Source organism: Aeromonas sp. (genome assembly GCF_050252055.1).
Taxonomy (GTDB): Bacteria; Pseudomonadota; Gammaproteobacteria; order Enterobacterales; family Aeromonadaceae; genus Aeromonas; species Aeromonas caviae.
In genome coordinates this window covers 179535-205790 of the sequence record NZ_JBFWLQ010000007.1, presented here as the reverse complement: position 1 = coordinate 205790, position 26256 = coordinate 179535, and the positions used below count along the sequence as shown (strand labels likewise).

General features: G+C 64.0%; 24 protein-coding genes. 19 read left to right on the top strand and 5 right to left on the bottom strand.

Translation table 11 applies throughout. The annotated features are described in order from the left end of the window. Positions 1-48: 48 nt before the first annotated feature. From AB7E19_RS14360 to AB7E19_RS14325, 8 genes are all read left to right on the top strand, one after another. Positions 49-678, top strand: coding sequence for an acyl-homoserine-lactone synthase (locus AB7E19_RS14360; RefSeq protein ID WP_029313613.1), 630 nt, complete (start codon positions 49-51; stop codon positions 676-678). 233 nt (positions 679-911) lie between these two features. Continuing rightward, positions 912-1811, top strand: a complete 900-nt coding sequence (locus AB7E19_RS14355) for a LysR family transcriptional regulator ArgP (RefSeq protein ID WP_010672764.1) — start codon at positions 912-914, stop codon at positions 1809-1811. Between the two features lie 86 nt (positions 1812-1897). Further along, a complete protein-coding gene (locus AB7E19_RS14350) occupies positions 1898-3919 on the top strand; it encodes an exoribonuclease II (protein ID WP_103243799.1) in 2022 nt (673 codons plus the stop codon). Positions 3920-4563: 644 nt separating this feature from the next. After that, positions 4564-6492: a PTS mannitol transporter subunit IICBA gene (locus AB7E19_RS14345; RefSeq protein WP_427935693.1), complete on the top strand. Its 1929-nt coding sequence runs from the start codon at positions 4564-4566 to the stop codon at positions 6490-6492. A gap of 37 nt (positions 6493-6529) precedes the next feature. After that, on the top strand, positions 6530-7675 hold the full coding sequence (locus tag AB7E19_RS14340; protein WP_042015428.1) for a mannitol-1-phosphate 5-dehydrogenase: 1146 nt from the start codon (positions 6530-6532) through the stop codon (positions 7673-7675). Positions 7676-7772: 97 nt separating this feature from the next. After that, positions 7773-8294 (top strand): MltR family transcriptional regulator, encoded by a 522-nt coding sequence (locus AB7E19_RS14335; protein ID WP_010672759.1) that lies wholly within the window; start codon positions 7773-7775, stop codon positions 8292-8294. Between the two features lie 94 nt (positions 8295-8388). Then, positions 8389-10179 (top strand): cation:proton antiporter, encoded by a 1791-nt coding sequence (locus AB7E19_RS14330; RefSeq protein WP_041214376.1) that lies wholly within the window; start codon positions 8389-8391, stop codon positions 10177-10179. A gap of 69 nt (positions 10180-10248) precedes the next feature. After that, on the top strand, positions 10249-10497 hold the full coding sequence (locus AB7E19_RS14325) for a hypothetical protein (protein WP_010672757.1): 249 nt from the start codon (positions 10249-10251) through the stop codon (positions 10495-10497). Between the two features lie 36 nt (positions 10498-10533). On the opposite strand, the gene AB7E19_RS14320 is transcribed toward AB7E19_RS14325, so the two are convergent. Beyond that, positions 10534-11052 (bottom strand): mechanosensitive ion channel domain-containing protein, encoded by a 519-nt coding sequence (locus AB7E19_RS14320; protein WP_039039767.1) that lies wholly within the window; start codon positions 11050-11052, stop codon positions 10534-10536. Between the two features lie 9 nt (positions 11053-11061). After that, a complete protein-coding gene (zntB, locus tag AB7E19_RS14315) occupies positions 11062-12027 on the bottom strand; it encodes a zinc transporter ZntB (RefSeq protein WP_174213885.1) in 966 nt (321 codons plus the stop codon). A 131-nt stretch (positions 12028-12158) separates the two neighbouring features. On the opposite strand from zntB, the gene AB7E19_RS14310 reads away from it, so the two are divergent. From AB7E19_RS14310 to AB7E19_RS14300, 3 genes are all read left to right on the top strand, one after another. Then, positions 12159-12611, top strand: a complete 453-nt coding sequence (locus AB7E19_RS14310; RefSeq protein WP_039039769.1) for a YaiI/YqxD family protein — start codon at positions 12159-12161, stop codon at positions 12609-12611. Positions 12612-12732: 121 nt separating this feature from the next. Next, positions 12733-13002, top strand: a complete 270-nt coding sequence (locus tag AB7E19_RS14305) for a PepSY domain-containing protein (protein WP_010672753.1) — start codon at positions 12733-12735, stop codon at positions 13000-13002. Between the two features lie 48 nt (positions 13003-13050). Further along, positions 13051-13608 carry a cytochrome b/b6 domain-containing protein gene (locus AB7E19_RS14300; RefSeq protein WP_103259422.1) on the top strand — a complete coding sequence of 186 codons (558 nt, stop codon included), beginning with the start codon at positions 13051-13053 and terminating at the stop codon, positions 13606-13608. Between the two features lie 106 nt (positions 13609-13714). On the opposite strand, the gene AB7E19_RS14295 is transcribed toward AB7E19_RS14300, so the two are convergent. Next, positions 13715-14920, bottom strand: a complete 1206-nt coding sequence (locus tag AB7E19_RS14295; protein ID WP_041214374.1) for a NupC/NupG family nucleoside CNT transporter — start codon at positions 14918-14920, stop codon at positions 13715-13717. A 527-nt stretch (positions 14921-15447) separates the two neighbouring features. On the opposite strand from AB7E19_RS14295, the gene dbpA reads away from it, so the two are divergent. Together dbpA and AB7E19_RS14285 are read left to right on the top strand one after the other, a co-directional pair. Further along, on the top strand, positions 15448-16827 hold the full coding sequence (gene dbpA, locus AB7E19_RS14290; protein ID WP_039039771.1) for an ATP-dependent RNA helicase DbpA: 1380 nt from the start codon (positions 15448-15450) through the stop codon (positions 16825-16827). 86 nt (positions 16828-16913) lie between these two features. Next, positions 16914-17204 carry a YkgJ family cysteine cluster protein gene (locus AB7E19_RS14285; protein ID WP_039039772.1) on the top strand — a complete coding sequence of 97 codons (291 nt, stop codon included), beginning with the start codon at positions 16914-16916 and terminating at the stop codon, positions 17202-17204. Positions 17205-17213: 9 nt separating this feature from the next. Here AB7E19_RS14285 and AB7E19_RS14280 read toward each other — a convergent pair whose 3' ends face one another. Next, entirely contained in the window at positions 17214-17606 is a 393-nt protein-coding gene (locus AB7E19_RS14280; RefSeq protein ID WP_200164893.1) for a hypothetical protein, read from the bottom strand. 285 nt (positions 17607-17891) lie between these two features. Between AB7E19_RS14280 and AB7E19_RS14275 the strand changes: the two genes are divergently transcribed. Continuing rightward, positions 17892-19286, top strand: a complete 1395-nt coding sequence (locus tag AB7E19_RS14275; RefSeq protein WP_322131310.1) for a PepSY domain-containing protein — start codon at positions 17892-17894, stop codon at positions 19284-19286. A gap of 205 nt (positions 19287-19491) precedes the next feature. On the opposite strand, the gene AB7E19_RS14270 is transcribed toward AB7E19_RS14275, so the two are convergent. After that, complete coding sequence (locus AB7E19_RS14270) at positions 19492-20397, bottom strand: 1,4-dihydroxy-2-naphthoate polyprenyltransferase (RefSeq protein WP_039039775.1); 906 nt, start codon at positions 20395-20397, stop codon at positions 19492-19494. Positions 20398-20607: 210 nt separating this feature from the next. On the opposite strand from AB7E19_RS14270, the gene AB7E19_RS14265 reads away from it, so the two are divergent. Genes AB7E19_RS14265 through menC form a run of 5 tightly spaced genes read left to right on the top strand, consistent with a single transcriptional unit; the run spans position 20608 to position 26254 of the window. Next, positions 20608-21939, top strand: a complete 1332-nt coding sequence (locus AB7E19_RS14265) for an isochorismate synthase (RefSeq protein ID WP_043154006.1) — start codon at positions 20608-20610, stop codon at positions 21937-21939. A 33-nt stretch (positions 21940-21972) separates the two neighbouring features. Continuing rightward, positions 21973-23718 (top strand): 2-succinyl-5-enolpyruvyl-6-hydroxy-3-cyclohexene-1-carboxylic-acid synthase, encoded by a 1746-nt coding sequence (gene menD, locus AB7E19_RS14260; RefSeq protein ID WP_263308783.1) that lies wholly within the window; start codon positions 21973-21975, stop codon positions 23716-23718. Then, a complete protein-coding gene (menH, locus tag AB7E19_RS14255; RefSeq protein WP_043154011.1) occupies positions 23708-24472 on the top strand; it encodes a 2-succinyl-6-hydroxy-2,4-cyclohexadiene-1-carboxylate synthase in 765 nt (254 codons plus the stop codon). The genes menD and menH overlap by 11 nt, the downstream gene beginning before the upstream one ends. Continuing rightward, on the top strand, positions 24465-25325 hold the full coding sequence (gene menB, locus AB7E19_RS14250; RefSeq protein ID WP_039039779.1) for a 1,4-dihydroxy-2-naphthoyl-CoA synthase: 861 nt from the start codon (positions 24465-24467) through the stop codon (positions 25323-25325). The genes menH and menB overlap by 8 nt, the downstream gene beginning before the upstream one ends. Then, positions 25325-26254, top strand: a complete 930-nt coding sequence (gene menC, locus AB7E19_RS14245; RefSeq protein WP_103858691.1) for an o-succinylbenzoate synthase — start codon at positions 25325-25327, stop codon at positions 26252-26254. The genes menB and menC overlap by 1 nt, the downstream gene beginning before the upstream one ends. Positions 26255-26256: the final 2 nt, after the last annotated feature.

The following is a 26256-nucleotide window of genomic DNA, read 5'->3' as shown; positions in this document are numbered from 1 at the left end:
GCCAAGGCCTTGGATTATAGCGCCTAACCATGAAATGGAGAGACATGAATGCTTGTTTTCAAAGGAAAATTGAAAGAACACCCCAGATGGGAGGTCGAAAACGAGCTCTACCGATTTCGCAACCGCGTCTTCTCCGATCGACTCGGTTGGGACGTGGAATCCCGCCGTGGCCTGGAGCGGGACAACTTCGACAAGCCCGACACCCACTGGGTGCTGATTGAAGACAAGCAGGGGCTGTGCGGCTGCATCCGCCTGCTCAGTTGCGCCCAGGATTACATGCTGCCCAGCATCTTCCCCACCGCCCTCGCTGGCGAAGCCCCGCCGCGCGGCAACGACGTGTGGGAGCTGACCCGCCTCGCCATCGACGCCGACCGGGCCCCTCGCCTGGAGAACGGCATCAGCGAACTCACCTGCGTCATCTTCCGCGAGGTGCTGGCCTTCGCCAGGGAGCAGGGGATCCGCGAGCTGGTGGCCGTGGTCAGCCTGCCGGTGGAGCGCATCTTCCGCCGCCTCGGCCTGCCCATCGAGCGCCTCGGCCATCGCCAGGCGGTGGATCTGGGGGCCGTGCGCGGAGTCGGCATCCGCTTCCACCTGGACGAGCGTTTCGACCGCGCCGTCCATCGCCCCCTGCAGGGCCATTACCGGCCGGCGGGGGATGCTCTGCTCGCCGTCATCTGAGCAAAAAAAGTCCCGGGACCGGCCCGGGATTCAAGACGCTCGCTATGGTCCGTTTCCACCCCATGCAAAAACGGACCGGATGAGTATCTTATGAATCTCACGTCAGGACTACTGTCACATCTCACAGGGGCGGCCCCGGGCACGGGCCCCCTCCATGGGGGCGGTCAGGTTGTCCTCTGGCGCTCCCTTGAGTAGCATTCTTGCTGAACTCCCTTTTTTCATAAGGAATGCTGATGAAGACGCTGGACTACAAGCTGCTGCTGGCCCTGGACGCGGTGATCCGGGAGCAAAACTTCGAGCGTGCCGCCCAGCGCCTGCACATTACCCAGTCCGCCATCTCCCAGCGCATCAAGCAGCTGGAGCAGCAGTTTGCGGAGCCGCTCATCATCCGCAGCCAGCCGCTGCAGGCCACGGGGCTCGGCCAGAAGCTGCTGGCCCACTATCGCCAGGTGCGCCAGCTGGAGCTGGAGCTGGCCGGCGAGCTCTCCCCCGACGAGCCCAGGGCCCCCATCCGGGTCAGCATCGCCGTCAATGCCGACAGCCTGGCTACCTGGTTCCTGCCCGCCCTGGCGCCGCTGCTGGAGCAATACCCCATCGAGCTGAACCTGCTGGTGGATGACGAGAGCCGCACCCTGGACCGGGTGCGCGAGGGGCAGGCGTTCGGCGCCGTCAGCCTGCAACCCCAACCGCTGGCGGGCTGCTGCGTCGACGAACTCGGCGAGATGCGCTATCTGCTCACCGCCAGCCCCGCCTTCGTCGCCCGCCACTTCCCGAACGGCCTCACGGCGGCGGCCCTGGCCAAGGCGCCGGCGGTAGCCTTCGATCAGCGCGACGACATGCACATCAGCTACATGGCCCGTCATTTCGCCCTCCCCCCCGGTGGCTACCCCTGCCACACGGTGCGATCCTCCGAGGCCTTCGTCGCCATGGCGGAGCAGGGGCTGGCCTGCTGCCTCATCCCGGAATTGCAGATCCGCCAGCAACTGGAAGAGGGGCGCCTGCTCGATCTCAACCCGGATCACCACCTGGTCGAGCAGCTCTACTGGCACCGCTGGGTGCTGGAGCGGGGGCTGCACAAGCAGATATCCCAGCGCCTGATCCAGCAGGGACGACGGGCACTGCAACCCCGTTGAGGGGGCCATTCACCTTGGCTTTGGGGGGGTAAAAACGTATAGTGCTGGGCGATTAACCATCAGGTCTCCACTCAGGTTCCCCATTTATGTTCCAAGACAATCCGCTGCTGGCCCAGCTCAAGCAACAAATCCGCGAAAACATCCCCAAGAAAGAGGGTGTGATCCGCGCCTCCGATCGGGGCTTCGGCTTCCTGGAGGTCGATGAGAAGACCAGCTATTTCGTGCCGCCTCCCTACATGAAGAAGGTGATGCACGGTGACCGGGTGAGCGCCCTGATCCGCACTGAAAAAGAGAAAGAGGTGGCCGAGCCGGATGCCCTGCTGGAGCAGGCCGTCACCCGCTTCGTCGGCCGCGTGAAGATGTTCCGCGACCGTCTCAACGTGGTGCCCGACCACCCCCTCATCAAGGACGCCATCAAGGCCCGCGCCAAGAAGGGTCTGGACGAGAAGTCCTTCAAGGAAGGGGACTGGGTGGTTGCCACCCTCAAGCGCCATGCCCTGGTGGACGGCAACTTCTCCGCCGAGATCACCCAGCTCATCGCCACCCAGGAAGATCACAACGTGCCCTGGTGGGTGGTGCTGGCGCGCCACAACCTGGCCCAGATTGAACCGGCGGACCTGCCGGAGTGGAAGGTGATCGAAGAGGAAGAGCTGCCCCGCCGGGATCTGACCCAGGTTCCCTTCTTCACCATCGACGGTGCCAAGACCAAGGACATGGACGATGCCCTGGCCATCACCAAGCTGGAGAACGGCTGGGAGCTGCTGGTGGCCATCGCCGACCCGACCGCCTATGTGGCCGAGGGGAGCGAGCTGGACAAGGAGGCCGCCCAGCGCGCCTTCACCGTCTACATGCCGGGACGCAACGTACCCATGATCCCGCGCACCCTCTCCGACGAGCTCTGCTCCCTGAAAGAGGGCGAGGAGCGCAACACCCTGTGCGCCCGTCTGCTCATCGCCGAGGATGGCCTGCTGCTGGAGGAGACCGAGTTCTTCGCCGCCCGCATCGTTTCCCATGCCCGTCTCAGCTATGACGACGTCTCCGACTGGGCCGAGCACGGCAAAGCGCTGGATATCGACGCCGGCGTCCTGGCCCAGCTGCCCCTGATGAAGGCGATGACGGAGGCCCGCATCAAGTGGCGTACCGAGCACGCCCTGGTGTTCCCGGACAGACCCGACTACGACTTCGAGCTGGGTGAAGACGGCGAAGTGCTGGCCATCCACGTGGAGCCGCGCCGCATCGCCAACCGCATGGTGGAAGAGTCGATGATCGCCGCCAACATCTGCGCCGGCCGCGTGCTGGGCAAAGAGGTCGGCTACGGCATCTTCAACGTCCACACCGGCTTTGACGAGGAGTCCCTGGACGGCGCCATCGAGCTGCTCAAGACCGCCGAGGCCCCGTTCGAGAAGGAAGAGATCGCCAGCCTCTCCGGCTTCTGCGCCCTGCGCCGCTGGATAGACAACCTGGACACCCGCTGGCTGGACGGCAAGATCCGCCGCTTCCAGAGCTATGCCCTGATGTCCGCCGAACCGGGCGCCCACTACGGCCTGGGTCTGGATGCCTACGCCACCTGGACCTCCCCCATCCGCAAATACGGCGACATGGTCAACCATCGCCTGCTCAAGGCGGTCATCGCCGGCAAGACCCCGGGTGAGCGCCCCAGCCTGGAGCTGACCGAGCACCTGACCGCCTGCCGCCGCCTGCACCGCATGGTGGAGCGCGACATCGGCGACTGGCTCTATGTGCGCTACCTCAAGGCCGATGCGGGCACCGACAAGGTGTTCAACGCCGAGATCATCGACGTGATGCGCGCCGGCCTCAAGCTGCGCCTGCAGGAGAACGGCGCCGTGGTCTTCATGCCCGCCCGCCATATCCTGGACAACAAGGATCGGCTGGAGTGCAACTGGGACAACGGTCGCGTCTATCTGGACAAGACCGAGGTGGTCTACGAGCTCGGCCAGATCATCGAGGTGAAGCTGACCGAGGCGGTGGAAGAGACCCGCTCCCTCATCGCCAAGCCGGCGGTGGATCTGGTGCCGGGTCCGGCGCCGGTCGCCCCTGCCAGCGAGGCCGATGCCGCGCCTGCCGACGAGGCCCCCAAGGCGCAGTGATCCCCCTGTTTGTCTGCCCTGCAAAAGCCCGCATCCTGCGGGCTTTTTTTATGGCTGCGCTCCGCGGGCAGACGGGATGGGAGACCCGCTCGCAAGCTCCTGCCTGCGTCGCGACCGGCAGGGAGGAGCGAGACGGGAGCGGATCAGGATCCGCCACCCGGGCGTCAAAAGAGGCCTTGTCGGAACCGAACCTCACGGGGGAAAAACTGAAAGTGGGTTACAAAATAAATGATTCATTGGTGATTAACGATGAACTGCGGCATATCCATCGTCATTACTTGCGAATACGAGGCGATAAACTATGACTCATTTGAGTGCAAAATTTTGTTTTGTGATGACGGTCACGTTGACACCGTGTTTGCGCAAACCACAAAACGAGACATCAATCACAAAAAATTGACACCCAGAGGCGAGAAGATCGAAATGTAGCCGAAATACAGCGACTGACTGTGATCGTCATCACTATGCCGGGAGGGGGGAGGTCGGGGTATTTGAGATCCAGGTCACAAGACACCCCGTTTTCAGCCTAATTTGATCACAAGCTGGTAGATTGAAGTTGCTTAGACGACTGGGATGGGAGTTCGGCAAAACTCGTCATCCCGACTACCACTTTTAATCACACAGGCTTAAAACGGGGTCCCGACATGTTATCACCGGATACCAAAGTCAAGATACAGAATTTTGGACGCTTCCTGTCCAATATGGTCATGCCCAACATAGGCGCCTTCATCGCCTGGGGCTTCATCACCGCCCTCTTCATCCCCACCGGCTGGCTGCCCAATGAAACCTTGGCCAAGCTGGTAGGTCCCATGATCACCTACCTGCTGCCGCTGCTCATCGGCTATACCGGCGGCAAGCTGATGGGTGGTGAGCGCGGCGGCGTGGTCGGTGCCATCACCACCATGGGCGTCATCGTGGGGACCGACATCCCCATGTTCATGGGCGCCATGATGGTCGGCCCGCTGGGTGGCTGGGCCATCAAGCGCTTCGACAAGGCGATGGAAGGTCGCGTCAAGAGCGGCTTCGAGATGCTGGTGAACAACTTCTCCGCCGGCATCATCGGCATGTTGCTCGCCATTCTCGCCTTCTTCGTCATCGGTCCCTTCGTCAAGGTGCTCTCCGGCGCCCTGGCCGGTGGTGTCGACTTCCTGGTCGCCCACAGCCTGCTGCCGCTGACCTCCATCTTCGTCGAGCCGGCCAAGATCCTGTTCCTGAACAACGCCATCAACCACGGCATCTTCTCGCCGCTCGGGATCCAGCAAGCCACCGAACAGGGCCGCTCCATCTTCTTCCTGATCGAAGCGAACCCGGGTCCGGGCATGGGCGTGCTGCTGGCCTACATGGTGTTCGGCCGTGGCGCCGCCAAGCAGTCCGCTGCCGGTGCGTCCATCATCCACTTCTTCGGCGGCATCCACGAAATCTACTTCCCGTACGTGCTGATGAACCCGCGCCTCATCCTGGCGGTGATCGCAGGCGGCATGACCGGGGTCTTCACCCTGACCCTGTTCAACGCCGGTCTGGTCTCCCCCGCCTCCCCGGGCTCCATCTTCGCCGTGCTGCTGATGACGCCGAAAGCCTCCCTCATCGGGGTGTTGCTCTCCATCGTCGCCTCCGCCACCGTCTCCTTCCTGGTCGCTGCCGTGTTCGTCCGTGCCCAGCAGCCGGAAGCCGACGAGGCCGATGCCCTGGGTGAAGCCACCCGCAAGATGAAAGCCATGAAGGGTGCCAAGCCAGAGACCACCGCCGCCAAGAAGCCGGAAACCGAGCTGACCGCAGTGCGCAACATCGTCGTCGCCTGCGATGCGGGCATGGGCTCAAGCGCCATGGGCGCCGGCATGCTGCGCAAGCGGGTGCAGGCCGCCGGTCTCGACATCAGCGTCACCAACCGTGCCATCAACAACCTGGACGATCAGGTGGATCTGGTCATCACCCACAAGGATCTCACCGACCGTGCCCGTCGCCATGCGCCGCATGCACAGCACATTTCGCTGACCAACTTCCTCGACAACGCCCTCTATCAGGAGCTGGTGCAGAACCTCAGCCTGGCCAACGCGGCCAACGATGACATCGCCAACCCGCAACTGCTGGTGGCGGCCAACGACGACAGCTACGAGCCGCAGGAGCCGGAAGTCTTCACCCTGAGCCTGCAGGACGTGCACCTGGGCCTCAAGGCCGAGAGCAAGGAAGCGGCCATCGTGACCGCCGGCAAGCTGCTGGCCGAGCGAGGCTATGTGGCACCGGACTACGTCGACGCCATGCTGGAGCGCGAACAGCTGGTCTCCACCTACCTCGGCGAATCCATCGCCGTGCCCCACGGCACCATCGCCGCCAAGGAGCACGTGAAGCGTACCGGCATCGTCATCTGCCAGTACCCGGCCGGAGTCGCCTTCGGCGAGGGCGCCGATGAGGTAGCGCGCCTGGTCATCGGCATTGCCGCCCGCAACGATGAACACATACAGGTCATAACCCGCCTGACCAATGCACTGGATGAGCCCGGTCTCGTCGACCGTCTGGCCAGCACCCAGGATCCCCAGGAGTTCCTGGATCTGCTGGGGGCCGAGCAGGCCGCGTAATCATCCGTCATCGTCTTTGGTTGTAGAGGTTAATATCATGAAAACATTGCATTTTGGTGCCGGCAACATCGGTCGGGGCTTCATCGGCAAACTGCTGGCTGACGCCAGCCATCAGGTCACCTTCGCCGACGTCAACGAGACCCTGATCGACCAGCTCAACCACCGCCAGGAGTACAAGGTGCACGTGGTGGGCACGGATCAGAAGCTGGACGTGGTGCGCAACGTTGCCGCCGTCAGCTCGGCCGGACACGAGGTGATCGCCCGTATCATCACCGCCGATCTGGTCACCACGGCGGTCGGCCCCAACATCCTGGACAAGATTGCCAGCACCCTGGCCAAGGGGCTGCAGGCCCGCTTCGATGCCGGCAACCTGACTCCCCTCAACGTCATCGCCTGCGAGAACATGGTGCGCGGCACCAGCCACCTCAAGGAGGAGGTACTCAAGTACCTGCCGGTCGCGTATCATGCCACCCTCGAGCAGTGCGTCGGCTTCGTCGACTCGGCGGTGGATCGCATCGTTCCACCCGCCGCGGCGAACGACGATCCCCTGGAGGTGACGGTGGAGAGCTTCAGCGAGTGGATCGTCGATCGGACCCAGTTCAAGGGGGAGCTGCCCCAGGTGGCAGGCATGGAGCCCACCGACAACCTGATGGCCTTCGTCGAACGCAAGCTGTTCACCCTCAACACCGGCCACATCGTCACCGCCTACCTCGGCAAGCTCAGGGGCTATCACACCGTGCGCGAGGCGATCGAGGATCCGCTGATCCGCAGCAAGGTGCGCCGCGCCATGGAGGAGAGCGGGGCCGTGCTGGTGAAACGCTATGGCTTCGACCCGCGCCTGCACGCCGCCTACATCGAGAAGATCCTCTCCCGCTTCGCCAACCCCTATCTGGTGGACGAGATTGACCGGGTCGGTCGCCAGCCGCTGCGCAAGCTGGCGGCGGGGGACAGACTGGTGAAGCCGCTGCTCGGCACCCTGGAATACGGCCTGCCGAGCGATCACCTGCAGGAGGGCATCGCCGCCGCACTGCATTACCGCAATGAGGACGATCCCCAGGCGGTGGAGTTGCAGGCCATGCTGGCGGAACTCGGTCCGGCACGGACCCTGGCCCGCGTCACCGGCCTGGATGAGCACAGCGATGTGGTACGCACCATCGTCGCCCGTTACAACAACTTGAAGTGACCTGATGGGGTGGCGTCACACCGCCCGTGACGGACCCCATACGATACAAACCGGGGGAGGGCCTGCTCTCCCCCTGTCAGCCGGACCCGAAGCACTTATGACCACACACCAGGAAGATGAAGTACTGGAGCGACTGAACGAGCAGGATGGCCCCCGCGGCTTCTTTCTCGAGGTCGTGACCATCCTGGAAGAGGCGGTCGACTCCCTGATGCGGCGAGCCTTTCGTCAGGAGGAGTATGCCGTCAAATACGCCATCGAACCCCTGCTCAACCAGAGCGGCCCTCTCGGCCAGCTGGAGGTGCGCCTCAAGCTCATCTTCGCCCTCGGCCTCATCTCCCTCGAGCGCTATCAGGATCTCGAGGCATACCTGAAGATCCGCGACTTTCTGGTACGCGACCCCAAGGATTACCGCTTCAGCGACAAGCCGGTCCGCGATCTGCTCGAGCGCCTGAATGCCATCCAGCAGGGCAGCATGATGCCGCAGGATCCCCCGGCCAACGAGGAGGACTGGCCCCTCTACCAGATGCAGCTCAACCGGCTCGATCAGATGGTGCGCTCCGCCCTGGTGCTGGCGGTGACCGATTGCGTCACCGAACTCCACAAAGAGAGCCCCATCTGATCTGAGCGGCTCTCTCCTGCACGCCTGGCGGGTGTCATCTTGCCCCCCTTCCCCGCTACACTAGGTCCAACCCCATCACCTGTACGAGGTTGGCATGATTGCTCTCTCCCTCGCCGGAATAGCCCTCATCTCCCTGCTCGCCCAATGGCTTGCCTGGTCCGTGCGCGTTCCCGCCATTTTGTTCCTGCTGCTGAGCGGCCTCTTGCTCGGCCCGGTGACCGGTCTGCTCGATCCCGATCAGTTGCTGGGGGATCTGCTGTTTCCCCTGGTCTCCCTCTCGGTCGCCATCATCCTGTTTGAAGGGGCGCTGACCCTGCACCTGACCGAACTCAAGGGGATCGGCAAGGTGGTACGCAACCTCTGCTCCACCGGCATGGTGACCAGCTTTGCCGTCATCGGCGCCGCCAGCTACTTCCTGCTTGGGCTGGACTGGCGGGTCGCCATGGTGCTCGGCGCCGTGCTGGTGGTGACCGGCCCCACGGTGATCGCCCCCATGCTCAACGTGATCCGCCCGGTCCGGGAGGTGGACAAGATCCTGCGCTGGGAGGGGATCGTCATCGACCCCATCGGCGCCCTGTTCGCGGTACTGGTGTTCGAGGCGGTGCGCCTCGGCAGCCAGGGAGATCTGGTCGGTCATACCCTGCTGGCCCTGGCCAAGACGGTGGGAGTGGGGTCGCTCATCGGGGTCGGTGCCGGCTGGCTCACCACCCTGCTCATCCGCAAGGACTGGCTGCCGGTCAGCCTGCACAAGTTCGGGGTACTGGCGCTGGTGCTGGTGACCTTCACCCTGTCTGACTGGCTCAGTCACGAATCCGGCCTGCTGGCGGTGACGGTGTTCGGCATCTGGCTCGCCAACCAGGAGGGGCTGGATCTGGAGGAGGTGCTGGCCTTCAAGGAGGATCTCGCCGTCATTCTCATCTCCTCCCTCTTCATCCTGCTGGCGGCCCGCCTCGATCTGGCCCAGCTCTGGCAGCTCGGCCCCATGGTGCTGGCCCTGCTGTGCGTGGTGCAGTTCGTGGCCCGCCCGCTCTGCATCCTGGTCTCGACCCGGGGGTCGGACCTGCCCTGGCGCGCCCGCGCCCTGCTCGCCTGGATAGCCCCCCGGGGCATAGTGGCGGCGGCGGTCAGCGCCTCCTTCGCCATCAGCATGCACGAGGCCGGCATCGAGGATGCCGACAAGCTGGTGCCCCTGGTGTTTGCGGTCATCATCTTCACCGTGGTACTGCAGAGCCTGACGGCCACGCCATTGGCCAGATTGCTCGACATGCGCCAGAGCGCCCCCAATGTCTGGCTGCTCATCGGCGCCAACTCGGTGGCCCGGGCCATCGGCAAGGCGCTGGCGGATCAGGGGATCCCGGTGCAGCTCTCCGATCCTGCCTGGGAGCACTGCAAGCTGGCCCGCATGAGCGGCCTGCCCTGCTACTTCGGCAACCCCCAGTCGGAGCACGCCGAGCGGCACCTGCCCCTCACCAGCATCAGCACCGTGCTGGCGCTCTCTCCCAGCCGCCACAACAACGCCCTCGGGGTACTGCACTTCGCCCACCTCTACGGGGAGGAGAAGGTCCACTCCCTGCGTTCCAGCGAACAACACGGCAAGGCCAACCGGGAGAGCGCCACCTTCCGTGCCCGCCAGAACCTGTTCGGCGCCGACATCAACTTCGCCAGGCTGAGCGGCCTGCTGAGTCGGGGCGGGCAGATCAAGGCGACCCGCCTGAGCGACACCTTCGACTGGGACCAGTATCAGGAGGCCAATCCCGGCGCCATTCCTCTGTTCGTGCTGGATGCCAAGGCCAGACCCAGGGTGGTCACCGGCCCTGTCACGCCGCTGCCCGGGGAGCTGCTGATCGCCCTGCAACCGCCCCGGGAGGGGGCGACGGGGCCCTGATCCGATGACGGCGCCACCGGGAAGGAGAACTAGACTTGAGGGTGGCGCCATGAGTCATAGGAGGATGTCATGACAGTCAGTGAATTGCGCGCGCTTCACCAGCAGCACAGGTTCAAGGAGGCGGAGATCATGCACGACATCGTCTCCCCCGGCTGGATCGTGGAGTTCAGAGGGCAGGACGGCCACCTCTACGTGATGACGGACACCCTGGGGTGCCCCATGAGCTTCTCGTCCACCGAGGAGGCACGGGACCACATCCACCTGGTGGCCGACTGCCCCGTCCAGGTCGAGCACCTCTACCGCTTCTTCGAACGCTGAACAGCCATCGAAAAAGGCTCCCGAGGGAGCCTTTTCTCATTCCGGCTGCGTGGACTCAGCCTCCTTTCCCTCCAGCCGCCTCACCGGCTTTTGCAGAATAAGGTTGGCCGGATAGGTGACCAGATCGCCGTTGTCATCCCGCACCCGCACGTAGAAGAGGCCGATCTCGGTGATGATGCCGGTGACGGAGTCATCCTTGTCGAGGATGCGGATGCGATCGCCAATCTTGTAGGGGAAGGCGAAGAAGATGGTAATGCTGGCGGTGATGTTGGAGAGGATCGACCACTGGGCCACCATGGCGACCCCCAGTACCGCGAAGAAGGAGGAGGCGAGCACCACCAGCCGGGAGAAGTCGAGCCCCCAGACCCCGGCCAGGATCAGCAAGGTGGCGCAGCCCAGCAGGAAGTGGAATACGTGCTCCACGTAGAGTACCCGGTTCTCGCTCACCTGCCGGCTCTGGCCAAGGGCCATCAGGCTCTTGTGAATGAGGCCGCGCACCAGGGTGTGCCCCAGCAACAGCAGCAGGGTCACGCCAAAAGATTCCCATGTCGTCATGTTCACTCCTTACCACCAGCGCCTGTGCTTGAGCCAGACCGCCAGTCCGGTCGCCAGCACCAGCAGGAAGCCACAGAACACCCAGAAGGCGGTCGGACTCTCGGCCCCGGGGATCCCCCCCAGGTTGATGCCGAACAGGCCGGTCAGGAAGCTGGCGGGCAGGAACAGCAGCGCCATCACCGACATCTGGTAGGCACGGCGGTTGGTCGCCTCCGCCATCAGGTTGTTGATCTCGTCCGCCAGCACGGCGGTGCGCGCCACCCCGGCATCCAGATCGTCGAGCCAGCGCCGCAAGCGGTCGGCGATGTCGAGCAGGCGTCGCCTGTCATCTTCGTCCAGCCAGCTGATCTTCTCGTTGGCCAGGCGCGCCACCAGATCCCGCTGGGGGGAGAGGTAGCGACGGATCATGATGAGCTGCTTGCGGATGCGCGCAAGCCGACCGTTGGCGGGCAGGTCGCGCATCAGCACCATCTCCTCCAGATCCAGGATCTGGTCGTGCAGCTCCTCGACGAACTCCCCGGCCCGGTCGGTCAGGGCGTCGCATATCTCCACCAGCCAGTCGGCGGGTGTGTCGGCACCGCCCCCCAGCGACAGCTGCTCGAACACATCTTTCTCGGAGAGCAGCGGACGACGTCGGCTGCTGATGATGAGATCTGGCGTGATGAAGATCCGCAGGGCCACCATCTCTTCAGGCCTGTGATCCTTGTTGTGGTTGATGCCGCGCAGGATCAGCAGCACCGTCTCCCCCATCCGCACCAGCTTGGGACGATTGCTCTGGCCGAGCAGGGCCTCCCGGGCCGCCTCCCCCAGCAGCGGCGTCTGCAGCAGCCAGCGCGCCGACTCCGGGTTGCCATAGTCCAGATGCAGCCAGCCGGGCTGGGCACAGGGGATCTCGCTACCTTCGGCCAGCGGGGTCATGCCCCCCTTGCCGTCCAGGGTCAGGCCATAAATCACGTCACCGGGCACCCGATCCATCTCGTCTCCTTCTCGTTTCATGTGCAGGCCCCAGCTTACACCAAAGGCGGGGACGACTCAGCCCCGGGGCAGCCGCCCCGCGCCAGCCATGCTAAGATGCGCCACCCGTTCCAGACACAGGAAGCCATGCCATGCCCATCTGGGTTGATGCCGATGCCTGCCCCATCCCGGTCAAGGAGATCCTCTACCGCGCCGCCCACCGCGCCCAGGTGGTGACCACGCTAGTGGCCAACCAGGGGCTCAGAGTCCCCCCTTCCCCCTTCATCAAGACCCAGCAGGTGGAGAAGGGCTTCGATGTGGCAGATCATGTCATCGCCCAGCAGGTCAAGCCCGGCGACCTGGTGATCACCGGCGACATTCCCCTCGCCTCCTGGGTCATCGACGCCGGGGGCGAGGCGCTCAATCCCCGGGGCGAAATCTACACCAGGGAGACCATCCAGGCACGGCTCGGGATGCGCAACTTCATGGAGGAGCTGCGCTCTGCCGGCGTCCAGACCGGTGGCCCTGCGCCCTTCAACGCCGCCGACAAGCAGCGCTTCGCCAATGCGCTGGACAAGTGGCTGGTCAGGGGCAAGCTGAGCTGATCACCCTCTCCCCGGCCCCCTGCCGGGGAGAGCCATTCATTTCCCTTTTCCCTTAATTCTTCCTTAATGCTCCTTGATTAGCCTTGCGACTGTTGACCCAACCACCCGCAAGGAGCAAGCAATGAAACTGACCCCCCTGTTGTTACTGATCCCCCTGTTGAGCGGCGCAGCCCTGGCCGACCCCCAATGCACCCAGGCCGACAAGAGCAAGTGGATGAGCGAAGCCGACGCCCAGCAGCAGATCAAGGCGATGGGCTACGACATCAAGAAGTTCAAGGCCACCAAGACCGGCTGCTACGAGATCTACGGCTGGGACAAGGAGAAGCGCAAGGTCGAGATCTACTTCGACCCGACCGACCTGAAAAAGGTGAAAGAAGAGATCGACGAGTAACGCCGCCCCGGGCCGGTCTTCCCCCGGCCCCCACCATGGAGCCTTGCCATGACACCTGCCTCCGAAGTGAAAGTCTGGGATCCCCTCATCCGGGTGTTTCACTGGGCGACCGTCACCCTCTGCCTGCTCAACTTCTTCGTGCTGGAAGAGGGCAGCAAACCCCACAGATATGCTGGCTACGCGGTGGGCATCCTGCTCATCATCCGCCTGCTGTGGGGGCTGATCGGCCCCTATTACGCCCGCTTCGGCCAGTGGTGGCCAACCCCTGCCCGGGTCCGCTACTACCTGCGCCAGCTCGCCCAGGGGCGCCACCCCTACTACCTCGGCCACAATCCGGTCGGCTCCCTGATGATCTGGCTGCTGCTGCTGTCCCTGGTCGGGACCGTCGTCACCGGCTGGCTCACCACCTGGGATGCCTTCTGGGGCGAGGAGTGGCTGGAGGAGCTGCACGGCATCATCGCCAACACCCTGATGGCCGCCGTTGGCGTCCATGCGGCAGTGGTACTCCTGACCGATCGCCTCACCCGCAGCGATTTGGTCCGCGCCATGGTGCTGGGCAAAAAGCGGGTCCCCGCCAACATCAAGGTGGAAGACCCTCGCGCTTGATGGCCGGGCTGCCGACCAGTCCCCTCCTCTGTTCACCCGCTCATCTGCCCAAAAAAAGACCCCCTGCCAAGGCAGGGGGTCGTCATGAGCAGCGCGGGGGGAGGACCTAGATCATCACACCGGCGATAACGGCGGAGAGCAGGCTCACCAGGGTGGAGCCATAGACCAGCTTCAAACCGAAGCGGGAAACCATGTTGCCCTTCTCTTCGTTGAGCGCCTTCACCGCACCGGCAATGATGCCGATGGAGCTGAAGTTGGCGAACGACACCATGAAGATGGAGAGGATGCCGACGGTGCGCGGGGAGAGCTCGGCGGCAATCTTGCCCAGATCCATCATGGCCACAAACTCGTTGGTCACCAGCTTGGTCGCCATGATGGAGCCGGCCTGCAGCGCTTCACTGCCCGGGATGCCCAGGATCCAGGCAACGGGATAGAAGATGTAGCCCATGACGTGCTGGAAGTTGACGCCGAACGCCGCCTCGAACAGGTAGTTGATGAGGGCGATCAGGGCAATGAAGCCCACCAGCATGGCACCGACGATCACCGCCACGGTGAAACCGGCCATGATGTATTCCCCCAGCATCTCGAAGAAGTTCTCCTTCTTCGGCGTATGGTGCTCGTCACCCTCGGCCAGCGCCTTGGCATCGGTCACGGTATTGTCGGGCTCGTAGGGGTTGATGAGGGAAAGCACCACAAAGGTGCTGAACATGTTGAGTACCAGTGCGGCCACCACGTAGCGCGGCTCGATCAGCTGCATGTAGGCACCGACGATGGACATGGAGACGGTGGACATGGCTGTCGCCGCCAGGGTGTACATCTGCTTCTCGTTCAGGTGCGGCAGTATGTTCTTGAGGGCGATGAAGTTCTCGGACTGACCGACGATCATGGAGCTGATGGCGTTGAAGGACTCCAGCTTGCCCATACCGTTGATCCTGGCCAGCACGGTGCCGATGCCACGAATGACGATGGGCAGCAGACGGATGTACTGCAAAATGCCGATCAACACGGAGATGAAGACGATGGGCATCAGCACCATCAGGAAGAAGGAGAAGGCCCCTTCGTTGACCAGACCGCCGAACACGAAGTCGGTCCCCTGCTTGGCAAACTCCATCAGCTTGGTGAAGCCGGCGGCAAAGCCACCCACCACCGCCAGACCCACTTCGGAGTTGAGCATGAACCAGGCGAGCGCCAGCTCGACCACCAGCAGCTGGCCGATGTAACGCAGCTTGATCTGTTTCCAGTTGCGGCGGTTTGCCAGCAACGCCAATGCCAGGACCATCACGAGTCCGAGCACGAAATGAACGTATTCCATACCAGTAGCACCCATTGAATTGTTATTTTTGACCGGCGCCATCATAAAGAACTGCATATTTAAAAATCAGAGAATCATCACAATCCGCGGTAAAAATATGCATGCGAAATAATACAAACGTTTTTAAATTAATTGCCAAGACACATGATTATTAATCGTCATTGAGAAAGCTTAAAAATAAATCAAAAACAATAAGTTATGCTCTTTCATTAATTTTATTCCTCATTCGTATATATATTTCATAACGGCTATATCCCATATGGCATCCTCCGATGACTCATCATCACCAGGACATGTTTAATTAAAAACGTTTTCTCGCCATTCATCATGATCTGGCCATGACCACCCTGTTCCATTGTGCTCTTTTTACATACCGCAAGCCCGCCAACGCAGACAGAAGCCTCCATCGGCAACCCATGACGCCAACCGTTCAAATATTCACCGCATCCGGCGGCACATTCTGGTATGATGCGCCCCCTTGCGCACCGCGCACCCCCATTTCTGGTTTTCCGACATAGAGTCCTTTTGTGAACAACAGCGAATTTAGCAGCCTGAACCTCTCCTCCGCCCTGCAGGACAACCTCGCCAGCCTGGGCTATCTGCAGATGACCCCGATCCAGGCCCAGAGCCTGCCCCTGGTGCTCGACGGCAAAGATTTGATCGCCAAGGCGAAAACCGGCAGCGGCAAGACCGCGGCCTTCGGCCTGGGTCTGCTGGCCAAGCTGGACGTCAACCGACTGGCCGTGCAGGCGCTGGTGCTCTGTCCGACCCGCGAGCTGGCGGATCAGGTGGCCACCGAGATCCGCCGTCTTGCCCGTACCCTGCCCAACGTCAAGCTGGTGACCCTGTGCGGCGGCACCCCGACCGCACCGCAATCCGCCACCCTGGGCTTTGGCGCCCACATCGCCGTCGGCACCCCGGGCCGGATCCTCAAGCACCTGGAGCAGGGCACCCTTGAGCTCGACGACCTCAAGACGCTGGTGCTGGACGAAGCGGATCGCATGCTGGACATGGGCTTTGGCGAAGACATCAACCGCGTCATCAGCCACGCCCCGCGGGACCGGCAAACCCTGCTGTTCTCCGCCACCTATCCGGAAGGGATCGCCCAGATGAGCCGCGGCGTGCAACGCAACCCGGTGGAGGTGAGCGTGGAGTCCCTGCACGAAGAGAGCGCCATCGAACAGAAGTTGTATGAAGTGCCGGCCGGCCAGCGCCTCGATGCCCTCACCTGGCTGCTCAGCCACTACCAACCGGGCTCCTGCGTGGTGTTCTGCAACACCAAGCGCGCCTGCAACGACGTGGCCGATCACCTGGCCGCCAAGGGCTTCTCGGCGCTGGCGCTGAACGGTGACCTGGAACAGCGTGAGCGGGATCAGGTGCTGGTGCGCTTCGCCAACGGCAGCGCCACCATACTGGTCGCCACCGACGTGGCGGCCCGCGGCCTCGACATCAAGGAGCTGGGCGCCGTCATCAACTACGAGCTCACCTACGACCCCGAGGTGCATGTGCACCGCATCGGCCGTACCGGCCGCGCCGGCCAGCAGGGCCTGGCCCTGAGCCTCTACCAGCCGAACGAGGCCCAGCGCGTCAACTTCATCGAGGAGTACCAGCAGGCCCCCATTCCCCAGGGCGACCTGGCCGGGATCGGCCGCGACATCAAGCCGATCGCGCCGCAGATGGTGACCCTCTCCATCGATGCGGGCCGCAAGAGCAAGGTGCGTGCCGGTGACATCCTCGGCGCCCTGACCGGCGAAGGCGGCATTGCCGGGGCCGATGTGGGCAAAATCCAGATTTCCGAGCAGTACTCCTACGTGGCGGTGAAGCGCCAGGTGGCGAGCGCCGCCCTCAAGCGGTTGCAGGAAGGCAAGATCAAGGGGCGCAGCTACCGTGCCCGCAAACTGGGCTAAGGTATTTCATACGCCCCAGCCAGACCACAGGCGCCTGACAGGCGCCTGTTTCATATCATTCGCCGCCATGCGGCAAGACAGGTGACATGACCCAAGCAATCCAGAGCGATGTGAGCTGCCAGAACTGCGAAGCCTGCTGCTGCCGCCTCGAGGTGATGCTCTTCACCGACACCGGCGTGCCGGACCGCTATATCGAGGAGCGGGAAGGAGAAGTGCCCGTGATGCACAGACTGGAAGATGGCTGGTGCGCCGCCCTCGACCGCAACACCATGATGTGTCGCATCTACGAGGTGCGGCCGCTTATCTGCCGTGAATTCGAGATGGGGGAGCCCGACTGCCTCGACGAGCGGGACAAGTGGTTCATCAGGCTGGAGTAACCGGGATGTTCAACCCGTGCTGACGTGGATCTCCTTGCCTTGCAGCCCCTCGAGGCGCTGTGTCAGCCAGTGGATGGCCTGTGCTTCCTCCTCGAAATAGCGCACCTCCTGAAAGGGAAGCTCGCTGAAGACGTGATCCGCCAGATAACGTTTGAAATCCCCGATCATGACCACCGCCAGAAAGGCGCAGCCATGAGTGGCGCACCAGTTGAACTGGCGACGAAAACGGGCCAGCACCTCGGGGCCGGCGGCCTCGAACTCGGTCGCGACCTCGACGATGCCCCAGGGGGCTCCCTGCAAACGGCTTATCTGCTGGCTGAACTTGCCCTCATAGGCCATGGCGCCTGCCAGGTTGAAAGGGCCGCTCGGCCGACAGATCAGCAGTTGCCCTTGTCGCTGCATCTCAAAATGGCCGTGTGCTTGCACGTTCACCTCCTGCCTTGAGTCCTTCGCTGCGGCTGATATGCCCTGTGTTGCCACAAAGTAAGAATTTATCCCCGAAAAGTCCATGAAGCTCCCCGCATTGTGAACGGAAAGCGCCATTCAACCCCCGTTTTTACCCCGATGGCGGAATGTACATTTCTTCGACATGTTCTGTTGCAGTTAACAAAACGTTGCTGCTATTATCCGCGCCACTCAAAACATTCCACCTACTGAAACCTTTTGGCGTTCACCCAGGGATCAACGATGAAGCAACAAGACGCAAGTTATTACCAACGGATCTGGCGCTGGCATTTCTATGCCGGTCTCTTCGTCGCCCCCTTCCTGATCCTGCTCTCCCTCACCGGCATCGTCTATCTGTTCAAGCCGCAGCTGGACAACCTGCTCTACCCCCAGCTGATGAAGGTGACGCCCGCCACCCAGACCCTGAGTGCCGACCAGCTGCTGGCCAAGGCAACCATCGCCATGCCGGACGCCAGCCTGCGCAAATACCTGCCCCCGGTGGCAGCAGACGCGAGCGCCCAGATAGTCGTGATGCGTGAAGGGCAGGAGCTGACCCTCTTCATGGATCCCGCGAACGGCGCCCTGCTCGGTACAATGGACAACAAGTGGAACCTGCAGGCGGTGGCGCGCGCTCTCCATGCGGAGCTGATGCTTGGCACCACGGGTGATCGCCTGATCGAGCTGGCCGCAGGCTGGGGAATCGTGCTCCTCGTCAGCGGACTCTATCTCTGGTGGCCCCGCAAGGGACCGGGTGTGGGAGGCATCCTCTGGCCGAGAATGCACCAGCGCGGCCGTCTCTGGTGGCGTGATCTGCACGCCGTGGTCGGCTTCTGGGGCGCAGGTTTCCTGCTGCTGCTGCTGCTGACGGGCATGACCTGGACCGGTTTCTGGGGCGGCCAGTTCGCCGACGTCTGGAACCGCTTCCCTGCGGCCATGTGGAACGAGGTGCCCAAGTCGGCCCCCCTCACCCGCAGCCTCAACCAGGCTCACGAACAGACCGTCTCCTGGGGGGCCGAGACCCTGCCCATGCCGAGCTCCCAACCCACGGCAGAGAGCCATGATCACAGCGCCATGACCCATGGCGGCGGACACGAGGGCATGGTCATGGCCAGCCATCGCATTCCGCTGCAACAGGTGGTCGACATCGCCAGCGAGCGTGGGGTCAGCCCGGGTTACAGCATCACCCCCCCGGTCGGTGAAACCGGCGTCTATACCATCGCCATCTTTGCCGATGATCCCCGCAACGACGCCACCCTGCACATCGACCAATACAGCGGCAAGGTGCTGGTCGACGTGCGCTGGCAGGATTACGGCCCGGTCGCCAAGACGGTGGAAACCGGCGTCATGCTGCACATGGGCAAGCTCTACGGCTGGCCGCACCAGCTCGTCATGCTGCTCATCTGCCTGATGATTCTGGCAAGCTCGGTGAGCGGGCTCTGGATCTGGTGGAGCCGCCGTCCCAGTGGTCGCCTCGCCGCCCCGCCCCTGCCCGCCAAGCTGCCTCCCATGAGCGGTGCCATCGCGGTGCTGGTCGTGCTCGGGATCTGCTTCCCGCTGGTGGGGGCCTCCATGGTTGCCATCTGGCTGCTGGACAGTCTCTTCTTCTCTCGCCGCACGGCCGTGGCCCAGGCAAGCTGACCCGTCAGGGGCAAGCCCGCCTCATGCACACGAGGGCTCCCTGTCGGGGGCCCTCGTCGTCTGCATCACCTGGCATCATCCTTCGCCTGGCGGCAGGCTCCTCCCCTGGCGCTCATCACATCGGTCTGATGAACAACAACGCATCGACACATCAACAAAAAGGGCTCCCGTTCGGGAGCCCTTTTCATTGCCAAACGCGTCGGCCTCAGGTGAGCGCCAGCCCGGCGGAGAGCAGCAGGCTGAACAGAAATGCGCTGATGGCGGTCTTCTTGAGGGCGCCGGTCAGCACCTCGCCATCGAAACTCTCTCGCAGGGTACGGGCGGCATCGGTGAGGGGCTTCATGGCGGGCAGGAAGATCCAGGGCCAGAGGCTCGCAGGCTGGGTCAGCAGGAAGGCGATGGTCGCCAGCAGCGCCGCCCCCAGCAAGACCCAGTGATAGGCGATGGCCCGGTTGCGGCCAAGGCGTACCGCCAGGGTGATCTTGCCGCTGGCGGCATCGGTCTCGATGTCCCGCACGTTGTTGATGTTGAGCACGGCAGTCGCCAGCAGGCCGCAGGCGGTGGCAGGCAGCAACAGGTCCCACTCCAGGCGATGGGTGAAGAGGTAGTAGGAACCGAGCACCCCCAGCAGGCCGAAGAACAGGAATACCGAGATGTCCCCGAAGCCGCGATAGCCGTAGGGGCTCTTGCCCACCGTGTAGGTGATGGCCGCGACGATGGCCGCTCCCCCCAGCAGGATGAACGTCAGGATCTGCTGCCACGCCTCCCCGAAGGCACAGACCAGCAGGGAGAGGCCGCTCACCACGGCCGCCAGGGCGGTCAGCCCCATGGCCACACACATCTGGTGCCGGGTGATGAGGCCGGAAACCACGGCGCGCTGGGGACCGATCCGCTCCCCGTTGTCGGCACCGGAGACCGCATCGCCATAGTCGTTGGCCAGATTGGAGAGAATTTGCAGCAGGATGGCGGTCAGCAGGGAGAGTCCCATGATGGTGCCGTCGAACGCTCCCCGGCTGGCTGCCAGCCCCGAGCCCAGCAAGATGGAGGAGCACGCCAGGGGCAGTGTTCGCAAACGCGCCGCCAGCAACCAAACAGAGAAGGTATTTGTCATATTGTGATGGCCAAACAATCAGATATTGATCGTGTTAAGGGTTATCGAACCGGATTTAGGTATACTTGGCTGCGCGGGGGCGTCGGCTCCCCCGGGCAATTTACATGGACGAATGGGCAGATAATATATAGGAAATCGTCGCCCTTTGGCATCAACCTGCGCCATCCTCCCCCGGAGCGATCGCGATTATCCGGCTCAGACTAGACATCCATGTTGGCTCAGACCCACCTCAAGCAACAACTGGACGCCCTGCGTCACAGCACTGTCAGCGGTTTCGTGCGACTGCGCGTGGCCGCTCACGTCGACGTCTTTCCCGGCTGGTTGGCGGCCCAGACGCTCTACCCCCGCATCTATTGGCACGCCAGAGGGCAACAGAGCCCGGAGTACGTGGCGCTTGGCGCCATCCACGAACTGACCCGGCCGGAGGATATCCAGCGGGTCTGCGACCTTGCCGGCACGGCCAGTGAAGACAGCCCTCGCTACTACGGCGGTCTGGCGTTCGACCCGGATCTGCCCGGCTGGCAGGGTTTTGGCCCCTGCCGCTTCGTGCTGCCCCGCATCGAACTGGTACGCCGGGGGGAGTGCACCAGCCTCTGCCTCAATCTCTGGCTGCCTGCCCGGGAAGAGGGTCACGCATTCGAAGCCGAACTCTGCGCCGCCGAGGCGGCGCTCGATGCCCTGCAACCCGAGGCCCCCCTGCCCGCCCTGCAAAAGCGGCCATGGCAGCGCCAGGACCTGCCGGGCCCTGCCCAGTGGCAGACCCTGGTGGAGCAGGTCACGGCCCCCGACTTCCAGGCCCGCACCCCCAAGGTGGTACTGTCCCGGGAGAGCCTGCTCCAGAGCGAGGCGCACGATGCGCCACTCTGCCCCTGGTCCCTGCTGACACAGTGGGCTCGCCACGCCCAGGAGTGCTTCCACTTCGGCTTCCAGTTCTCCCCCGAGCAGAGCTTCATCTCCTGCTCCCCCGAGCGCCTCTACCGCCGGGAGAAGGGCCACCTCTTTACCGAGGCGCTGGCAGGCACCATTCGCCGTTCCGGGGATGAGGCGACCGACGCGGCCCTGGCCGCCGAGCTGCTGGCCGACAGCAAGAACCGGCTGGAGAACCGGCTGGTTCACGCCGACATTCTCAGCCGCCTGGCCCCCCTCACGACCGATGCCACCCTGACAGAGCCGCGCATTCTGAAATTGCGGCTGCTGCAACACCTCAAGTGCGACATCGAGGCCGAGCTCAAACCCGGCGTCTGCGACTGGCAACTGCTGGCTGCCCTGCACCCCACCCCCGCCGTGGGGGGCGCCCCCCGCGAGGCGGCGCTCGCCTTCATCCGTGAATGCGAGCCCCATGATCGCGGCTGGTATGCCGGTGCCTGTGGCATGCTGAGCCGGGAGACCTCGGAGTTCTCCGTCGCCATTCGCAGCGCCCGGATCAGGGGCCCGCGCATCAGCCTGTTCGCCGGTGCCGGCATAGTGGCGGGATCGGAGCCCGCCGCCGAGTGGGCCGAACTCGACAACAAGATCGCCAACGTGCTCTCCCTGCTGGGATAGCGTTTCTTACCGACTCCTCACTGCGAGAGCTTCATGTCCGCCAGCCACGTGTCCGCGCATCACGCCTTTGCCAGCCATCACGCCACCTTCAACCATGTCTGGTCCTCCCTCTTGCTGGAAGAGCTCTTTCGCCTCGGCGTACGCGACATCGCCCTGGCCTCCGGCTCCCGCTCGGCGCCGCTCACCATGGCCGCCGCAGCCCACCCGGGCTTTCGCCGCCACCTGCACTTCGACGAGCGGGGTCTGGGCTTCATGGCGCTGGGGCTGGCCAAGGGGAGCGGCCGCCCGGTGGCGGTCATCATGACCTCGGGCACCGCGGTGGCCAACCTCTGGCCCGCGGTGGCGGAAGCCCAGCTCACCGGGGTACCGCTCATCATTCTCTCTGCCGACAGGCCACCCGAGCTCATCGACAACGGGGCCAACCAGGCCATCGATCAGCCGGGGATCTTCGGTCGCTACCCCGTCTATCAGCAAAATCTGCCGAGCCCCACTCCCGCCATTCCGGCGGCCTTCGTGCTGAGCTCGGTGGATCAGGCCCTGGCCCGACAGGCGCACACCCCGGGGCCGGTGCACTTCAACTGCATGTACCCCGAGCCCCTCTACCCCGGCGACCACTATCTGGACTTTGCCGACTACCTGGCGCCTCTCGGCGACTGGCTGCACTCGGCCAAGCCCTGGAGCCCCTGGCTGGCGGGCGAGCCGGGCTGCCCCGCCCAGCCGGACTGGGAGGAGCTGAAGGGCAAGCGCGGTGTCATCGTCGCCGGACGCATCCAGGATCCGGTGCAAGGCAAGGCGGTGGCCGAGCTGGCCGACCGCCTCGGCTGGCCCCTGCTGGCAGATCTGCAAAGCCAGATCCGCTTCGATGATCGCAACCTCGTCCACACGGATCTCGCCCTGCAACACAGCGACTTCGTGGCCGAGCTGGCCCGCGCCGAGGTACTGCTGCAATTCGGCGCCCGCCTCATCTCCAAGCGCCTCGGCCAGTTCATCAAACAACACCCCTGGCAGGATTACTGGCTGGTGGACCCGCAGCCGGCACGCCTCGACCCCGACTACCGGCTGCGCCGTCGCCTGGTGTGCGACCCCGCCGCCTTTGCGGCTACCCATCCAATCCCCCATTCGCAGCAGCCCTGGCACCAGTTGGCCGCGCGCCAGCAGGCTATCAGCCAGCAGATCCGCACCGCCTGTGATCGCTTCTCGGAGCTCGGGGTGTGCCACCGCCTGAATCAGCTCATCCAGGGTCAGTTGTTCGTCGGCAACAGCATGCCGGCCCGGCTGATGGACATGCTGGGCGAGGTGGGCAAGGGCCCCAGCCGGGTGATGACCAACCGCGGCGCCTCCGGCATCGATGGCCTTATCGCCACCGCATACGGCTTCGCACAGTCGGTCCCGCCTGACAGTCGCGAGCCCACCACCCTGCTGCTCGGGGATCTCAGCGCCCTGCACGACCTCAACAGCCTGGCGCTGCTCGGCAAGGGGAGCCGCCCCCTGGTGGTGATCCTGCTCAACAACGACGGCGGCAGCATCTTCCGCATGCTGCCTGTGCCCACCCAGGACGCCCTGCTGGAGACCTACTACTGCCTGCCCCACGGCCTGCACTTCGAGCACGCCGCCGCCATGTTCGGCCTGCACTACCGGGCCCCCACCACCCTCGACGCATTTGAGCAGGACTATGCCGCAGCCCTGAAAAACGGGGTAACCCTGATTGAAATCAAGGTACCGAGCAGTGAAGTCGCCGAGGATCTCAAGGCACTGGGAGCCGCTATCCGTGGTCTCTGATCCCGCCGTACCACTGGTGCTGCTGCACGGCCTGCTGGGGGACGCCGACGACTGGCGACCTGTCATCCAGGCCCTGCCCGGCGTCCCGTGCCATGCCCTGGATCTGCCGGGCCACGGCCGCAACCGGGCACTGCGGGTGAGCGGCTTTGACGAGGCCCATCGCTGGCTCTGCGCCGAGCTGGCCGCACGGGATATCGCCCACTACCGGCTGGTGGGGTATTCGCTGGGGGGGCGGCTCGCGCTTCATCACGCCAGCCACACCCCGGCGGGGTTGCAGGCCCTGCTGCTGGAGAACTGCCACCCCGGGCTGCCTGCCGGTGAACGTCCGGCCCGCATCGCTCACGATGAAGCCTGGGCCCGGCGTTTCGAGTGCGAGCCCCTGACCTGGGTGCTTGCCGACTGGTACCGCCAGGGCGTCTTCGCCGACCTGGACGACGATGCCCGCACCCGCCAGGCCGCACGCCGCCTTGGCAACGACGGCAAGGCCGTGGCCGCCATGCTGAGGGCCACGTCCCTGGGGCGGCAGCCGGATCTCGCCCCCTGGCTTCGGGATACCCGGCTGCCGGTGCAGTGGATCTCAGGCAACCGGGATCACAAATTCCATGCCCTCGCTTGCCAGTTGGTAAAGCAAGGCTGCAATATCAAACACTTGGCTCTGGATGGCGGACACAATCTGCACACAAGCCAGCCCGATACCTTTGCCCGGCTCCTGCGGGAGTGGGCTCACCAACCAGAAGAGAAGATCCATGATTGAAGCAATGACGGAAGCCGAGCTCTATGCCCCTGTCGAGTGGCACGACTGCTCCGCCGGTTACGAGGACATCCTCTATCACAAGTCCCCAGAGGGCATTGCCAAGATCACCATCAACCGTCCCCAGGTGCGCAACGCCTTCCGCCCCCGTACCGTGAAAGAGATGCTGCAAGCCCTGGCCGATGCCCGCTACGACGACAAGGTCGGCTCCATCATCCTCACCGGCTTCGGCGAGAAGGCCTTCTGCGCCGGCGGCGACCAGAAGATCCGCGGCGACTACGGTGGCTACAAGGACGATGAAGGCACCCATCACCTCAACGTGCTCGACTTCCAGCGTGACATCCGTACCTGCCCCAAACCCGTGGTGGCCATGGTGGCCGGCTATGCCGTCGGTGGCGGCCACGTGCTGCACATGATGTGCGACCTGACCATCGCCGCCGACAACGCCCAGTTCGGCCAGACCGGCCCCAAGGTGGGCTCCTTCGACGGCGGCTGGGGCGCCTCCTACATGGCCCGCATCGTCGGCCAGAAGAAGGCTCGGGAGATCTGGTTCCTCTGCCGCCTCTACGACGCCAAACAGGCCCTCGACATGGGGCTGGTCAACACCGTCGTGCCCCTGGCCGAGCTGGAGCGTGAAACCGTGCGCTGGTGCCGCGAGATGCTGCAACACAGCCCCATGGCCCTGCGCTGCCTGAAGGCGGCCCTCAACGCCGACTGCGACGGCCAGGCCGGTTTGCAGGAGCTGGCAGGCAATGCCACCATGCTGTTCTACATGACCGAAGAGGGTCAGGAAGGGCGCAATGCATTCAACGAGAAACGCCGTCCCGACTTCTCCAAATACAAGCGGAATCCCTGATGACACTCGCCCTCTACCGCTACCAACTACCCTTTACCCAGCCCCTGGCCTTTCACGGTCAGTTGCAGGTAGCGCGCGAGGGCCTGCTGGTACGCATCGACGATGGCTGGGGGGAGATAGCCCCCCTGCCAGGATTTTCCAAAGAGACCCTGGCCGACGCCCAGGCCGAGGCCCTCGACTGTCTGGCGCAGCTGGCGCGGGGACAGACCCCGACACCACAGCTGCCCTCGGTGCAGTTCGGGCTCGACTGCGCCCGTCGTAGCTGGCCCGAGCAGGGTGCCCCCCTGCCCGAGCCCTATCCGCTGATCCAGGGCTCCCCCCAGGAGCTGCTCAAGAACTGGAAACAGTGGTTGCACGAGACCCCCCTCAAGGCCAAGCTGAAGGTAGCCCGCTACCCCATGCGCGACGAGCTGGCGCTGATCCGGCTGCTGCTCGATCGGCGCCCCAATCTCAAACTGGTTCTGGACGCCAACCAGGGCTGGACCCGCGAGGAGGCCTGGGCCTTCTGCGGCCACCTGGATCCGAATCGCATCGAATACCTCGAAGATCTGTGCGCCGACTTCGAGGACATCGCCTTCGTCGCCAGCCGCACCGGCATGCCGGTGGCGCTGGATGAACTGCTGGCCCAGGGCAAGCCCTGGGAGCCCATCCCGCAACTGCGCGCCCTGGTGCTCAAGCCGACCCTGCTCGGCGCCCTCGCCAACAGCGAGGCCCTGGTGGCCCGCGCTCGCGAACTTAAGCTCAAGGTGATCGTCTCCTCCTGTTTCGAGTCCGGTCTCGGCCTCGGCCAGCTCGCCCGCCTCGCAGGGGAGTGGGCGCCGGATCAGGCCCCTGGCCTCGATACCCGCCGCTGGCTGGCCAGGGATCTGCTGGACAAGCAGGGGCAACCCGATCCGAGCAGGATGGCCCCCCTGTTTCACCGTGACTGACC

Excerpts from the sequence above, each read along its gene's own strand:
- AB7E19_RS14360 (WP_029313613.1), top strand. The coding sequence starts at position 49 with ATGCTTGTTTTCAAAGGAAAATTGAAAGAACACCCCAGATGGGAGGTC.
- AB7E19_RS14305 (WP_010672753.1), top strand. The coding sequence starts at position 12,733 with ATGAAACTGACCCCCCTGTTGTTACTGATCCCCCTGTTGAGCGGCGCA.
- AB7E19_RS14265 (WP_043154006.1), top strand. The coding sequence starts at position 20,608 with ATGTTGGCTCAGACCCACCTCAAGCAACAACTGGACGCCCTGCGTCAC.
- AB7E19_RS14330 (WP_041214376.1), top strand. The coding sequence starts at position 8,389 with ATGATTGCTCTCTCCCTCGCCGGAATAGCCCTCATCTCCCTGCTCGCC.
- AB7E19_RS14340 (WP_042015428.1), top strand. The coding sequence starts at position 6,530 with ATGAAAACATTGCATTTTGGTGCCGGCAACATCGGTCGGGGCTTCATC.
- menD (WP_263308783.1), top strand. The coding sequence starts at position 21,973 with ATGTCCGCCAGCCACGTGTCCGCGCATCACGCCTTTGCCAGCCATCAC.
- AB7E19_RS14280 (WP_200164893.1), bottom strand. The coding sequence starts at position 17,606 with ATGCAGCGACAAGGGCAACTGCTGATCTGTCGGCCGAGCGGCCCTTTC.
- AB7E19_RS14270 (WP_039039775.1), bottom strand. The coding sequence starts at position 20,397 with ATGACAAATACCTTCTCTGTTTGGTTGCTGGCGGCGCGTTTGCGAACA.
- AB7E19_RS14275 (WP_322131310.1), top strand. The coding sequence starts at position 17,892 with ATGAAGCAACAAGACGCAAGTTATTACCAACGGATCTGGCGCTGGCAT.
- menC (WP_103858691.1), top strand. The coding sequence starts at position 25,325 with ATGACACTCGCCCTCTACCGCTACCAACTACCCTTTACCCAGCCCCTG.
- AB7E19_RS14285 (WP_039039772.1), top strand. The coding sequence starts at position 16,914 with ATGACCCAAGCAATCCAGAGCGATGTGAGCTGCCAGAACTGCGAAGCC.
- AB7E19_RS14350 (WP_103243799.1), top strand. The coding sequence starts at position 1,898 with ATGTTCCAAGACAATCCGCTGCTGGCCCAGCTCAAGCAACAAATCCGC.
- AB7E19_RS14345 (WP_427935693.1), top strand. The coding sequence starts at position 4,564 with ATGTTATCACCGGATACCAAAGTCAAGATACAGAATTTTGGACGCTTC.
- AB7E19_RS14355 (WP_010672764.1), top strand. The coding sequence starts at position 912 with ATGAAGACGCTGGACTACAAGCTGCTGCTGGCCCTGGACGCGGTGATC.
- AB7E19_RS14335 (WP_010672759.1), top strand. The coding sequence starts at position 7,773 with ATGACCACACACCAGGAAGATGAAGTACTGGAGCGACTGAACGAGCAG.
- AB7E19_RS14325 (WP_010672757.1), top strand. The coding sequence starts at position 10,249 with ATGACAGTCAGTGAATTGCGCGCGCTTCACCAGCAGCACAGGTTCAAG.
- AB7E19_RS14300 (WP_103259422.1), top strand. The coding sequence starts at position 13,051 with ATGACACCTGCCTCCGAAGTGAAAGTCTGGGATCCCCTCATCCGGGTG.
- AB7E19_RS14310 (WP_039039769.1), top strand. The coding sequence starts at position 12,159 with ATGCCCATCTGGGTTGATGCCGATGCCTGCCCCATCCCGGTCAAGGAG.
- menB (WP_039039779.1), top strand. The coding sequence starts at position 24,465 with ATGATTGAAGCAATGACGGAAGCCGAGCTCTATGCCCCTGTCGAGTGG.
- zntB (WP_174213885.1), bottom strand. The coding sequence starts at position 12,027 with ATGGATCGGGTGCCCGGTGACGTGATTTATGGCCTGACCCTGGACGGC.
- AB7E19_RS14295 (WP_041214374.1), bottom strand. The coding sequence starts at position 14,920 with ATGGAATACGTTCATTTCGTGCTCGGACTCGTGATGGTCCTGGCATTG.
- AB7E19_RS14320 (WP_039039767.1), bottom strand. The coding sequence starts at position 11,052 with ATGACGACATGGGAATCTTTTGGCGTGACCCTGCTGCTGTTGCTGGGG.